Origin of the sequence: Paraburkholderia sp. BR10882 (genome assembly GCF_040948855.1) — a bacterium.
In the GTDB taxonomy this organism is placed as follows: Bacteria; Pseudomonadota; Gammaproteobacteria; order Burkholderiales; family Burkholderiaceae; genus Paraburkholderia; species Paraburkholderia nodosa_A.
This window is the reverse complement of sequence record NZ_JBFPKP010000006.1, coordinates 459,886-471,759: the sequence shown is the minus strand read 5'-3', so window position 1 is coordinate 471,759 and position 11,874 is coordinate 459,886. Positions and strand designations below refer to the sequence as shown.

13 protein-coding genes, 1 tRNA gene and 1 rRNA gene are annotated in these 11,874 nt (G+C 63.2%); 7 read left to right on the top strand and 8 right to left on the bottom strand.

All coding sequences use genetic code 11. From position 1 onward, the window contains the following. Positions 1-9: 9 nt before the first annotated feature. Positions 10-123: ribosomal RNA gene (gene rrf / locus AB3X99_RS18995) — 5S ribosomal RNA — on the top strand. Positions 124-312: 189 nt separating this feature from the next. Here the strand turns inward: rrf and AB3X99_RS18990 are convergent. Further along, a complete protein-coding gene (locus AB3X99_RS18990) occupies positions 313-486 on the bottom strand; it encodes a hypothetical protein (RefSeq protein WP_165822956.1) in 174 nt (57 codons plus the stop codon). 130 nt (positions 487-616) lie between these two features. Here AB3X99_RS18990 and AB3X99_RS18985 point away from each other — a divergent pair, with 130 nt between their 5' ends. Continuing rightward, positions 617-787: a hypothetical protein gene (locus tag AB3X99_RS18985; RefSeq protein ID WP_176732998.1), complete on the top strand. Its 171-nt coding sequence runs from the start codon at positions 617-619 to the stop codon at positions 785-787. A 25-nt stretch (positions 788-812) separates the two neighbouring features. Here AB3X99_RS18985 and AB3X99_RS18980 read toward each other — a convergent pair whose 3' ends face one another. From AB3X99_RS18980 to AB3X99_RS18965, 4 genes are all read right to left on the bottom strand, one after another. Next, complete coding sequence (locus tag AB3X99_RS18980; RefSeq protein WP_368617769.1) at positions 813-2,165, bottom strand: MATE family efflux transporter; 1,353 nt, start codon at positions 2,163-2,165, stop codon at positions 813-815. Continuing rightward, positions 2,162-2,470 (bottom strand): DUF2288 domain-containing protein, encoded by a 309-nt coding sequence (locus AB3X99_RS18975; protein ID WP_069268696.1) that lies wholly within the window; start codon positions 2,468-2,470, stop codon positions 2,162-2,164. Before AB3X99_RS18975 ends, AB3X99_RS18980 begins: the two co-directional genes overlap by 4 nt. Positions 2,471-3,127: 657 nt before the next feature. Beyond that, entirely contained in the window at positions 3,128-3,844 is a 717-nt protein-coding gene (locus AB3X99_RS18970; protein WP_069268695.1) for a peptidoglycan DD-metalloendopeptidase family protein, read from the bottom strand. A 168-nt stretch (positions 3,845-4,012) separates the two neighbouring features. After that, positions 4,013-4,927 (bottom strand): aldose epimerase, encoded by a 915-nt coding sequence (locus tag AB3X99_RS18965; protein WP_368617768.1) that lies wholly within the window; start codon positions 4,925-4,927, stop codon positions 4,013-4,015. 498 nt (positions 4,928-5,425) lie between these two features. Between AB3X99_RS18965 and AB3X99_RS18960 the strand changes: the two genes are divergently transcribed. After that, entirely contained in the window at positions 5,426-6,256 is an 831-nt protein-coding gene (locus tag AB3X99_RS18960; protein ID WP_069268693.1) for an undecaprenyl-diphosphate phosphatase, read from the top strand. 116 nt (positions 6,257-6,372) lie between these two features. Continuing rightward, positions 6,373-6,449 (top strand) — tRNA-Arg (locus tag AB3X99_RS18955). An 82-nt stretch (positions 6,450-6,531) separates the two neighbouring features. On the opposite strand, the gene AB3X99_RS18950 is transcribed toward AB3X99_RS18955, so the two are convergent. Together AB3X99_RS18950 and AB3X99_RS18945 are read right to left on the bottom strand one after the other, a co-directional pair. Further along, the gene (locus AB3X99_RS18950) at positions 6,532-7,203 is read right to left on the bottom strand and encodes a PH domain-containing protein (RefSeq protein WP_368617767.1); all 672 of its coding nucleotides are present in this window, start codon (positions 7,201-7,203) and stop codon (positions 6,532-6,534) included. Between the two features lie 32 nt (positions 7,204-7,235). Then, entirely contained in the window at positions 7,236-8,819 is a 1,584-nt protein-coding gene (locus AB3X99_RS18945) for an acid phosphatase (RefSeq protein WP_368617766.1), read from the bottom strand. A gap of 381 nt (positions 8,820-9,200) precedes the next feature. Between AB3X99_RS18945 and AB3X99_RS18940 the strand changes: the two genes are divergently transcribed. Then, positions 9,201-10,523 (top strand): cytochrome-c peroxidase, encoded by a 1,323-nt coding sequence (locus AB3X99_RS18940; RefSeq protein ID WP_368617775.1) that lies wholly within the window; start codon positions 9,201-9,203, stop codon positions 10,521-10,523. Between the two features lie 19 nt (positions 10,524-10,542). Here the strand turns inward: AB3X99_RS18940 and AB3X99_RS18935 are convergent, their stop codons facing one another. Further along, the gene (locus tag AB3X99_RS18935) at positions 10,543-10,785 is read right to left on the bottom strand and encodes a hypothetical protein (RefSeq protein ID WP_069268692.1); all 243 of its coding nucleotides are present in this window, start codon (positions 10,783-10,785) and stop codon (positions 10,543-10,545) included. A 189-nt stretch (positions 10,786-10,974) separates the two neighbouring features. Here AB3X99_RS18935 and AB3X99_RS18930 point away from each other — a divergent pair, with 189 nt between their 5' ends. Together AB3X99_RS18930 and AB3X99_RS18925 are read left to right on the top strand one after the other, a co-directional pair. Further along, positions 10,975-11,373, top strand: coding sequence for an RT0821/Lpp0805 family surface protein (locus AB3X99_RS18930; RefSeq protein ID WP_368617765.1), 399 nt, complete (start codon positions 10,975-10,977; stop codon positions 11,371-11,373). A gap of 7 nt (positions 11,374-11,380) precedes the next feature. After that, positions 11,381-11,830: an NUDIX domain-containing protein gene (locus AB3X99_RS18925; protein WP_368617764.1), complete on the top strand. Its 450-nt coding sequence runs from the start codon at positions 11,381-11,383 to the stop codon at positions 11,828-11,830. The last annotated feature ends 44 nt before the right edge of the window (positions 11,831-11,874 follow it).

Genomic DNA, 11,874 nt, shown 5'->3' with positions numbered 1-11,874 from the left:
CCCGTCATGCCTGATGACCATAGCGAGCTGGTCCCACCCCTTCCCATCCCGAACAGGACCGTGAAACAGCTCCACGCCGATGATAGTGCGGATTGCCCGTGTGAAAGTAGGTAATCGTCAGGCTCCTTATGCAGCAAGTCCAGAACCCCGGTGTCTCCGAAAGAGAGCCGGGGTTCTGGCGTTTGGGCGCGGGAAAATAGAAGGCTATCTGCTCGTTCACTGAACGACGCAGCAAAGCCACCTCACGGCCAGCTCGACTGGCCGCGGTGAGAATGTGGCAAGGGGCGCGCCGACGCAGTGCCGGCGCTGGGTTCAGTGCCTGCGGCGAACCCGGTCGAGCACGTGATGCTCGGCCAGCCAGTGATGCATCATGCCTTCGCCGTCGTGCTCTTTCCGGTAGGCGCGCGATTCGAAAATCGATAGCCCGAGCAGAACCAGCAGACCTACAGCAAGACCGATCAGACCCGCAATAGTTTCGGCATCCATGGCAGCCTCCTGTCGATTGCAGCCATGTCCGTATCTTAGAACAGTGTCGCAACGGAAAAAATAGCGAATTCAGCCGCTTCGCTACTGGCCGGGGCGCCGCTGGATCACCATTCAGAAAGGATTTGAGGCGATGTACCGTGTTTATCTGGCCCTTGCAATGGCCGCACTGCTCTCGGCGTGTGCCGACAACGCACCGACTCACCGCCACGGCACCCCGCCGCAGGATCCGCCCGACTACCACGGTGTGCCGACCGACGACCGACCGCCGATGATGATCGACAACCCGCCGCCTGCACAGTAAGAGCCGACGCCTGGCGCGAGCGCCGTCAGTGCAACTGCACAGCCACAGGTACGATCGCGCCGCTGATGCGCGGTAGCAACGGCGAGAGCGTCAGCCCGCGCGCGGCCATGAAGACGAGCAGAGCGATCCACAACCCATGATTGCCGAGCGGCCCGACCAGCGCCCATGACGCGCACAAAAACACAGCCAGCGACACCGCCATGGCTTGCATGAGTTCGCGTGTGCGCGTCGCGCCGATGAATACGCCGTCCAGCAAAAAGCCCCAGACGGAGATGAGCGGCGAAAGCGCGGCCCATGGGAGGAATGCCTGAGCAGCGGCACGCACGGCCGGCTGGTTGGTAAGCTTCTCGATGATCCAGGGGCCGCAGGCCCAATAAACGAACGAAAAACCGAAGGCACCCAGCGCTGCCCAGAACAGGTTGACCTTCACGGCCTGGCGGAACGCATCGCGATTACCCGCGCCGATCGCCGCGCCTACCAGCGCTTCGGCCACATGGGCGAACCCGTCGAGACCGTAGGCCATGAAGGTCTGGAAGTTGAGGAGCAGGGCGTTCGCGGCAAGGATCGCGTCGCCTTGCTTCGCGCCCAGATGCGCGAACCACCCAAACGAGCCCAGCAGGCAAAGCGTACGCAAAAAGATATCGCGATTGATCGCGACGAGGCGTTTGAGCGCTGCCGGCTCGAGTACAGTTTGTAACGCGAGCGGCGCGAGCCCGCGAGGACGAAGCCTCCACAGTACGCCGGCACCGAACACAAAACCGAGCGTATCGGCCGTAGCCGTCGCCGCACCGATCCCGGCGATGCCCCACTGAAGCCCGTACACATAGGCGAGCACCGCAACGACGTTCGTCAGATTGATAAAGATCTGCGAAAGCAGCGCAATGCGCACGCGCTGAGTGCCGAGCAGATATCCGAGCACGACGTAATTCGCCAAAGCGAAAGGCGCAGAGCCGATACGCGCAAGACAATAGACCCCAGCGTTGTGTTGCACGTCTGCGCTGCCGCCGATGGCCGCAAGCGTGTACCGGATCAAAGGCGATTGAATCAGCAGGATCGCGGCGCCAATAGCGAATGCCAGTAGCAGGGCGCGCACGACATTCGCGCGCAATGCGGGGAGGTCGCGCGCGCCGTAGGCTTGCGCGACGAGCCCCGTCGTCCCCATGCGCAGGAAGCCGAAACCCCAAAACACGAAGTTGAAGAACAGGCCGCCTAGCGCGACGCCGCCAAGATCGGCCGCGCTGCCGAGGTGGCCTGCTACTGCCGTGTCTACGGCGCCGAGGATCGGTTGCGTGAGATTGGCGAGGACGATGGGGAACGCGAGCGTCAGCACGCGTCGATGCCAGCCTCGCTGGTCAGGCAGGGCCTTAGCGCCGCTCAAGCGCGTTCCTGCACGCACACCCACGGCGAGACGACGACCGCCCACAACTCCGGCTTGCGCGCCGAGTAATCGGCTGCGGTTTCTGCCGGCATACGTGCGACGAGGCCCGAAGACAGCCATTGCATGACGACCGCCCTGTCGTCGTTGGCGATCGCCTCCGCCACGCTGACGAGGTCGAGGTCGCGCGCCACGCTCAGCAACTTGCCTTGCGCGAAGAAACGTTCGAGATCCTGCCAGTCGATCTTGGCGGTTTCGCCGAGCAGCTTGGCGTACGTCGAACTGGGGTTGGCGTCTTCGATAGTCATGATGATTGGAAATTCGTTGCGGCAGATACTATAAACGATAGTCTGCCAGCAGACCGGTGGTCGGTTAGCGAACGCCGGATCCGCGGTATTAATCACATTAATAAGTTGATATCCAGGCTCGTGGCGCCAAAACGTAGACAATAAGCCACATTAAATCAGCAAACATCTGATCTAAGCGTGCGGCGCATTTGTGTTTCAAATCTGTACGTCACATCGAATAAATGCATTGTTGCGTGCGTTTGCACACTAAAGCCGGCTGCTTCGAAAATGCGAAAAGCGCCGTGCTTTAAACCGACGATCGAGGCGCGCAAAATCCCTCGACAGGACCCTGTTGTTCAGCCTGAACGGCAGGCCCAGAAAGCCTTTGCGCTGGCTGGTGACTTGTCGTTGCGCGTCATTGAAACATGCGATCTTATGAGCAGCCGCAGATGATTCGGCATCCTCATTCGGTGCTGAAAAGTGATGCGACACATAATCCGTGCGCCGTAGCACATTTTCGCGCTAATTAAGTGATTGCGCCGCCGGAAGCCCGTTGATAGATTGCGATTCGGCGCATGGTAAACCGGTCCTTTGCCGATATGCGCCAAACCCCCGTTAGCCCGGCGCCATGCCGGGCTTTTTTTCGTCCATTGATTTGGCTGGCCGTAGCGGCCTTTCTCAACGTGCGGGAAGTTCTCGAGTCGGATCGATCGAGCGCCCCTGGTACCGTAGCTCGAAATGCAGCATCACGCGATCGTTGTCGGTGCTGCCCATTTCCGCGATCTTCTGCCCTTGCGCGACGCTCTGACCTTCCTTCACGAACAATGCCTGATTGTGCGCATAGGCCGTCAGGTAATCGCCGTTGTGCTTGATGATCAGCAAGTTACCGTAGCCACGCAGACCATTACCGGCATAGACCACGGTGCCGGGCGCCGCGGCGACGACGGGCGTGCCGGCCGCATTGGCGATGTCGATGCCTTTCGAGTTACGGCCGTCAAAGTTGCGGATGACCTGGCCGCTGGTCGGCCAGACGAGCGAAATCGACGGCGCAGCCGCCGCCGAAGGTGCGGATGAAGGCGCGGATGCGGTATCGGTTGTTTCGGCGCTCTCGCGCGGGGCAGTTGCTGCGCTACGCGGCGGCGCGGTGCGGGTGCTCGCTGTGCCGGCGGGCGGTTCGACGCGCAGGACCTGGCCGACTTCGATGGCGTCGGGGTTCGACAGATTGTTCCAGCGCACGATGTTCTGCACGGACTGGCGAGTGCTGCGCGCGATCTTGTACACGGTGTCGCCGCGTTCGACGCGATAAAAGCCGGGGCCGACCGGAGCCGATCCGCACGCCGCGAGCAGCGCAACGAGCGCTGCACATGCAATCCGTCTGATTCCTGGTGCCAACATTGAACCTCGCATGACCTTGCCTCGACGGACCACGGTCCGCCGCGCGGGCAAAACGCCTGATTTTAGCGGGTTTGCCAGCGCAACTGGGGTTTTGCCTGACGAATGACTGACGAAGTCGGCAGCATCCATACCGGCGCCGGCCCAGCACGGCGCCGCCGGTGCGCGCGATTAGCCGCCGAGCGCCTCGACGCCGATACGCAGCGTCGCCGTCTCCGTTTGACCCGGTGCGAGCCAGCGCAGGCCGAGGCCGTTATGGATCGCGTCGGGCAGACCCAGCCAGGGTTCGACGCAGTAGAAGTCGGAGTCCGCGGCTTCCGTCCACGTCGTGACGGCGTACCAGGGAAGCGAGCCGGGCCGGTTCAGGTCGATCGTCACCGCGCGGCCGAGTCCTGGCGCCACGAGGTGCACCGGCGAGGCGGGCGGCGTTGGCTCGAGCACATGGAAGCGGTCGATGATGCTTGCGTCGTCGAGCCTGTATTGCGCTTTGCCGGGTTCGGGCGCACTGATCGAACCGTCCGCGAGCTGATGGCGGCGCTGGCTAGCCGGCAGGTCGAGCGTCGTCTGCGCGCGCTGGGCGTGGGGCAAGGCGAAGTAGAAGTGATGGCCCGCGTACCAGGGGAGCGGATTCGGGCCGGTATTAGTCGCGGCGAGCGTCACGTCGAGCGTATGCGCGTCGGCCAGCCGGTAGACCGCTTCGAAGCGAAAGGCGAACGGGTAGCCGGTGCGGGTGGCGTCGGAGTCGACGAGCGTCATCTGCAGGCCGTGCCCGTCGTCGTCGACTTGCGCCGCGAACGGCAGGTCGCGCGCGAAGCCGTGCATCGGCAGATCGCGGACGACGCCTTGAGCGTCGCGCCAACGCCCGATCTGGCCGTCGACACGATGGCGGCCAAGGAAGGGGAAGAGCAGCGGATTGCCGCCGCGCACACGTGCCGGCTCCGCCCAGTTCGCATTTTCCGGCCATACGATGACCGGCTGGCCGCCGACGTGCCACGAGAGCAAACGGCCGCCGGCCCACGGCGCGAAGCGCAGCGTCGAGGCACCGCGGCTGAGGGTGAGGATGTCCTGCTCTGGATGTGCGTTCATGGGCGGGCCTGGCGTGGGTGGAAGAAGGGTGGCGCGGATGCGCCGGACAGAGGCGGATTTTGCGCCGCTTTCTCATGCGTGAAAACCCTTGTCGGGAAAGCGTGGGTGTCGTTGGCGGACAAGAGTCAGCATAATCCGCATGACCGTGCGTTAGCGCACAGAGCATTTTCGCAGGAGACCTCCCCATGGACCTCGCAATGGCAATGAGCATGGCTCTGTTCAGCCTCTTTGTCGGTAGCAGCGCCTATTTCTTCTACAAGATGGCGCGCTGATCGCGCCGCGTTCCGTCCCCCTCGACCGGATTCCCGAGAGCGCGACATGCAGTTTCGCGGCAGGATCCCTGCATTCGCAGCCAACTTTGTTGCGACGCAGTAACTTTTCTGACAAATCCATCTCCAAGCTTGGCGCTGCAACACGGCCCAGGCATAATCGGTGCGCTTTGCCGCACCGGCTCCGCAACGGTCCGGCCCCTTACACCACCATTACGAGGATCCGCGCGTGAGTCTCTGGTTTCTATTCTTCCTGAGCGTGTTGCAAGGCGTCACCGAACTGTTCCCCGTGAGCAGCCTCGGCCATACACTGCTCGTGCCGGCACTGTTCGGCATGCACATCGACAAGCACGCGCCGCAATTGCTGCCGTTCCTCGTCGCATTGCACCTGGGGACCGCAGTTGCGCTGCTCTGGTATTTCCGCGAGCGCTGGGTCGCGTTGATCAGGGGCTTCTTTGCCTCCCTGGGCGGTCGCAAGAACGACGACGGGCACATGATGTGGGCGCTCATCATCGGTACGATTCCGACGGGTATCGTCGGCCTCGTGCTCGAAAAGCGCATCGAAGCCATCTTTCACGATCTGCGCATCGTCGCGGCTGCGTTGATGGTCAATGGCGTGCTGCTCTGGTTCGGCGATCGCCTCCAGCGTGCCCGTGCGCATCGTCCGCCCGAGAAACTCACGTTCCGCCAGGCCTTTCTCGTCGGCCTCGCGCAGATCGGCGCGCTCATTCCCGGCTTTTCGCGCAGCGGCCTCACGATGATCGCCGGCAATGCAGCGGGCCTCACGGCAGAAAAGGCTGCGGAGTTCTCGTTCCTGCTCGGCACGCCGATCATCTTCGCGGCTGGCGTGCTCGAACTGCCCAAGCTGTTTCACGCGCGAGATCAGCTGATGACTGCGGTCGTTGGCGGCGTGCTCACGGGTATTGCGGCCTGGCTGAGCGTGAAGTTCCTGATGAGCTATTTCGAGGGACGCGGGCGCCTCGCATCGTTCGGTGCGTACTGCCTGATCGCGGGCGCGATTTTCCTTGGCTGGTTCGCGTTGCATCAGCAGCCGGTTTGATTTGGGCGCGAAGGCCCTTGGCAAGCGCGATGAGCGAGGCGCGACCGCGTGAGACGATCGCGGTATAATCCAGCCCCGTCTTCGCGAGGCCCGCTTGCGGCCTTGCGCACGTTCACGCGACAGTAGCTCAGCTGGATAGAGCATCGGCCTTCTAAGCCGAGGGTCGGGGGTTCGAGCCCCTCCTGTCGCGCCAGATCAAATAAATAAAAAGCCCGGCCTTCACTGCCGGGCTTTTTGCTTTTTCACACACCACGAATCCAGGCCGATTCAAACCCTCACGCCACGAGCCGCAACGGCACCGGCTCCTCGGCCGCCTGCGCGAGAAACACCATACGGCGGAACTCGTTCGGATTCGAAATGCCGGGAATCGGCGTAGCGATCAAGCCACCGCCGCCCACGACGAGCGAGCCATAGTCGAATATCCGGCCGATCAGGCTTTGCTCGATCCTTACGCTCTCTATCTTCGCTAGCGTCAACTCCACCGTGTGACGACGGACCGCACCGAACCTGGCCACCACGCGCTTGTTGGTCACGGCGAATTCTGTCGTCCACCAGGCGAGTAGCGACGCACCGAACAGTCCCAGCCCTGCGGCAAAAAAACTCACCGCTGCGAGCGGCGACGTCCCCATGGTGCCGACGAGCACGCCCCAAACCATGAGCAGGAGGCTGAATGTGATACGCGGCCCCATCGCCCAGAAGCAGGGGTGTCCCTCGCAGACGATCCTTTCGCCTGGTAAGAGAGTCGATTCGACGTATTTCACAATGACCTCCGTCAAGATTTGTTCAGTAATTAATTTGTAAGGTAGTGCATCCTTCGGCGTAGGATCCGTGGTCAAACGTCGCGGCTCGACGCCCGGCGGACGCGCGGAGCGGGCAGGGGCGACGAATTCGCGGCGCAATAAAAAAGGGCAGCCCGAGGGCTGCCCTTCAAACCGGATGAGCAACATCCGGCAATCGATGGTCCGATTGCTTGTCGCGCTTAGAGCTTGACGTCCAGTGCGTTGGTCAGATCGCCCATCGGCTGGGCGCCGTTGCTCTTGAGTGCGGCGTCGCGGTTGGCAAGCCCCGGCAGCGTGGGCAGCGAGAAGCGGCGCGTGATGAGGCGCAGGATCGAGGTCGTGTCGTACTGCGTGTGGTCGACGTAGCCCTTTTTCGCGTACGGCGAAATGACGAGCGCCGGAATGCGCGAGCCCGGGCCCCAGCGGTCGCCCTTGGGCGGCGCAACGTGATCCCAGAAGCCGCCGTTTTCGTCGTAGGTGACGACCACGACCATGTTGTTCCACTGCGGGCTCTTCTGCAGATGCGCGATGACGTCCGCGATGTGCTGGTCGCCGCTCGCCACGTCCGTGTAGCCCGCGTGCTCGTTCAGGTTGCCCTGCGGCTTGTAGAACGCCACGGCAGGCAGCGCGCCTGCATCGATCGCCTTGATGAACTCGGTGCCGTCCATGCCGCCGTCGAGCAGGTGCTTCGCACGTGCGTCGGTGCCCGGCGCGTAGTTCGCGAAGTAGTTGAACGGCTGGTGGTGCGGCTGGAAGTTCGGCGCCGTCATGTTCGCGCCGTAGATCACGCCCGACGTGCTGTTCTGCGCCGCGCTCACGGCCGCGCCCCACGCGCCGCCGTACCACGCCCACGTCACGCCCGCGTTCGAAAGCAGATCGCCGATGTTCTGCGCCGTTTGCGCGGGCAGTGTGGAGGCGTTCGACTGGTCGGCCAGGTTCGTGTCACCGCCCGAAGCCGCTGCGTTGCCGCTCGGCTGATACGGCGGCTGCATTGTGTTGACCGCATAGAAGTCCGGCGTCAGATTGCCCGACTTCACGAATTTCGGCGCGCCGTCGAGCGCCGACTTCGGCGAGTTCGATGCGAGCGTGAGCGAGACGCCGTCGGCGTCCACGGTCGAGATCGTCGGCTTGGCCGGGTTCGTGTCCGCGTTCGCGTAGTACGGCGTGCACGCGCAGATCAGCCACTGGTGATTCAGGAACGAGCCGCCGAACGCGCCCATGAAGAAGTTGTCGGCGAGCGTGTATTGCTGGGCGATCTTCCAGAGCGGGAGCTTTTCGGCGCTCGTCGTGTAATGCCCCATCACGAGACCGCCGGAGTCGCCGTAGGCCGCGAACATGTCGTTCTTGCCGCCGTGGATCTGCATCTGGTTCTCGTAGAAACGGTGATACAGGTCGCGCGTCGTGACTGAGAGCGGCACGTTGTAGCCCTTCGCGTCGTCGATGGCGAACGGCGCATTCGGCATGTTCTCCGTCATCGCCGCGGTCACGACGGGCGTGACGCCCGTTTGCGTGAGACCGTTCCAGACGGTCGGCAGCGTGGCCAGCACGGAGCCGTCGCGATCGAGCTGCTGCGCGCTTTGCGCGCTCACGTTCTGGAGGCCGTTGGCGTTCGGGAAGCTGCTGTACAGGTTGTCGAAGCTGCGGTTTTCCGCGTAGATCACGACGATATTCTTCACCGACGAAAGGCCGGGCTTGCTGCTGTCGTTGCCGCCGCAAGCCGCGACGGCCAATACCGACGCCGCTATCGCGATCGGCGTGGCATAGAACCATTTTCTGTTGATCATTTTTCTCTCTCGCGTTGGGGGCCCGCATGGAGGCCGGCGCGAATGACACCGGCCTTCGGGCGAGGCGCAGTGTCGCAACGGAATTTGACAGCGATATGTAAAAAATTACATTTAGCTTTTTCGTGGCCTTTGTTTGCATGACATCTTACTTACGTCATGTCATTGGAGCGTCACATCGCTGACATACGCTTTCGCGACTTCGATGCGCGGCTGAGCGCATCGGTATTCGCACTGCAGCGGCGCGCCGCCACGCGCGCCGCGCTCAAGCTTCGGGGACCAGGCATGTTGCGTAGATTGGCGCGTCATTCGGCGCGAACGGAAGGTGAGACGCGGGCTCGAGCGCTCGGCGGCGCACGCCGCAACGCGGGCCTCCTCCTCGTGATGGCGGCGGGGCTGTCATTGCTGCTGACGGCATGCGACGGCAGCACGCCCGTTTCCGCAGACGCCGATACGACGACAGGTGCATCCGGCAGCGCCTCGCGCGCGCACGACGCCAATGCGAACGCACGCGCCGTACAGGGCGTGAAGCTCATGAAGATCGCGACGCCTGCACAAGGCGGCCAGACGCGTGCCGAGGTCTATGCGCAGGTGCGCCGCATGACGGCGCTCGGCAAGCAGATGTTCTTCGATCCGTCGCTCTCGGGTTCGGGCAAGATGGCATGCGCGTCGTGCCACAGCCCGGACCACGCGTTCACGCCGCCCAACTCGCTCGACGTGCAGATCGGCGGCGCCGACATGCGACGCCAGGGCATGCGCGCCGTGCCGACGCTCAAGTATCTGCAGGCGGTGCCGGCGTTCGCCGAGCACTATCACGACTCCGATGACGAAGGCGATGAAAGCGTCGATGCCGGTCCGACCGGCGGCCTCACGTGGGATGGCCGCGTCGATCGGGGCTCGGACCAGGCGCGCATCCCGTTGCTCTCGACGTTCGAGATGGCGAGTTCGCCGAAGAAGGTCGCCGAAGCCGTGCGCGCGGCACCCTACGCAGGGGCGTTCAGGGCGGCCTTCGGCGCGCGCGTCCTCGCCGACGACGACGCGACTTTCAAGGCCGTACTGAAGTCACTGGAGACATTCGAGCAGTCACCCGAGGTGTTCTATCCGTACACGAGCAAGTACGACGCGTACCTGGCCGGCAAGGCCACGCTCAGCGCCGCCGAACTGCGCGGGCTGCAGCTTTTCAACGACGAGAAGAAGGGCAATTGCGCGAGCTGCCATGTCAGCCAGCGTGCAAAGGACGGCTCGCCGCCACAGTTCAGCGACTTCGGTCTGATCGCCGTGGGCGTGCCGCGCAACCGCACACTTGCCGTGAATCGCGACCGCAAGTTTTTCGATCTCGGCGCATGCGGTCCGGAGCGCACGGACCTCGACCATCGCGCGGAATTTTGCGGGCTCTTCCGCACGCCGACGCTGCGCAACATAGCGCTCAAGAAGTCGTTCTTCCACAACGGCATCTACCATTCGCTGGAAGACGTGCTGCGTTTCTACGCACGGCGCGACACGAATCCGGAAGCGTTCTATCCGGTGGTGAAGGGCCGGGTGCAGAAGTTCGACGACTTGCCGCGACAGTATTGGGTGAATCTCAACACGGATCCGCCGTTCGATCGCAAACCGGGCGACGAGCCGGTGTTCAGCGACGCCGAAATCAAGGATGTGATTGCGTTTCTCGACACGCTCACCGACGGCTGGCAGCCGGGCGCGCACTGAGCGTGGACTGGGCGCAGCGTCAGATGCCTGCGATCAACAGGCAGGCGCCGGTGAGCACGAGGAAGGACGCGAGCAAGCCGACCGTGCCGATGCGCACCGTGGCGTCCGGCCAGCGCGGCGCGTGCTCGGGATGGAGCGTGAAGTTCGGGCCGCGCGCCTGATGTTTCGGCGTGTGCGTGTAGTGCGCGACGAAAGACATCAAGCCGACGCAGATGAGGGCCAGCAGGACCGCAAAGACCCTCAATGCGATGGCGTAGGTCATGTCAGATAAACCGCATGGGCTGTAAGTGGGCGAGGAAGCTATCGTATTGATCGCCCCTCTCCCTCACCATCGGATCAATCCGAAAAGGACTCGCCTGCCCGCACCCGTTCGGCCTTGCTGAACGAGCCAAAAAAAGGGCGCGTGTTATGCTTTTCGTCGATGCTTTCAGTCCGCCGAGGAGAACACATAATGTCCAGAATGCCCCGAACCCTTCACTCGCTGAGCGCCCTGGGCGCGGCGCTCATTGTCGCCATTGGCATGGGCAGCGCGCATGCCGCCAACCTGGGCTTCCTGAACAACACACCCATGTCGTTCATGACCCAGGCGGACTACAACTCGCTCCAGAACGCCGTGCGCGATGCCGTCGAGCACAAGGCCGATGGCGAGAGCGCGTCATGGTCGAACGAAGGCTCGCGCAACGGCACACGCATCACATCGACCATCACGCCGTCGAATACGCAAAAGGAAGGCGCCAAGACGTGCCGCGATACGGAAGTCGTCATCAACGCGAAGGGCCAGTCGATGACACTGCGTCCGCACTTCTGCCGCACGGGCGAAGGTGCCTGGGTTTTCCAGAAGCAGCACTGAGCGCGCGGTGAACGGCAAGATCGTTTCGTGCGGCATTGTGCTGCTCGATCCTGAAGGCCGCGTGCTGCTTGCGCACGCTACCGGCACGAATCACTGGGACATTCCGAAGGGGCAGGGCGACCCCGGCGAGACCGAATCGCAGAGCGCGTGCCGCGAGATGGTCGAGGAGACCGGCATCGAAATCGCGGCGTCGCGCCTCGTCGATCTCGGGCGCTACCTGTACCGGCGCGACAAGGATCTGCATCTCTTTGCCGCGCGCGCGAGCGCCGATGAACTCGATCTTTCGCGTTGCGTTTGCGTATCGCTCTTTCCGCGACGCGAGGACGGCGTGATGATTCCGGAAATGGACGCCTGGCGCTGGACCGTACCCGGCGAAGTGGATCGCTACGCGAGCCGCAGTCTCGCGCGGCTCTTTAGCACGTCGCTCTCGCTCGCGGATCTGCATCGCAGACTTTGAGCCGCTCCCGCCAGCCGCCGCCAAAATGAGAAAAGCCCGCACGA

Bases quoted from the DNA above. Each gene is read 5' to 3' on its own strand.
- AB3X99_RS18990 (WP_165822956.1), bottom strand. From the start codon at position 486: ATGGATGCCGAAACTATTGCGGGTCTGATCGGTCTTGCTGTAGGTCTG.
- AB3X99_RS18985 (WP_176732998.1), top strand. From the start codon at position 617: ATGTACCGTGTTTATCTGGCCCTTGCAATGGCCGCACTGCTCTCGGCG.
- AB3X99_RS18975 (WP_069268696.1), bottom strand. From the start codon at position 2,470: ATGACTATCGAAGACGCCAACCCCAGTTCGACGTACGCCAAGCTGCTC.
- AB3X99_RS18970 (WP_069268695.1), bottom strand. From the start codon at position 3,844: ATGTTGGCACCAGGAATCAGACGGATTGCATGTGCAGCGCTCGTTGCG.
- AB3X99_RS18965 (WP_368617768.1), bottom strand. From the start codon at position 4,927: ATGAACGCACATCCAGAGCAGGACATCCTCACCCTCAGCCGCGGTGCC.
- AB3X99_RS18950 (WP_368617767.1), bottom strand. From the start codon at position 7,203: ATGTTGCTCATCCGGTTTGAAGGGCAGCCCTCGGGCTGCCCTTTTTTA.
- AB3X99_RS18945 (WP_368617766.1), bottom strand. From the start codon at position 8,819: ATGATCAACAGAAAATGGTTCTATGCCACGCCGATCGCGATAGCGGCG.
- AB3X99_RS18940 (WP_368617775.1), top strand. From the start codon at position 9,201: ATGGCGGCGGGGCTGTCATTGCTGCTGACGGCATGCGACGGCAGCACG.
- AB3X99_RS18935 (WP_069268692.1), bottom strand. From the start codon at position 10,785: ATGACCTACGCCATCGCATTGAGGGTCTTTGCGGTCCTGCTGGCCCTC.
- AB3X99_RS18930 (WP_368617765.1), top strand. From the start codon at position 10,975: ATGTCCAGAATGCCCCGAACCCTTCACTCGCTGAGCGCCCTGGGCGCG.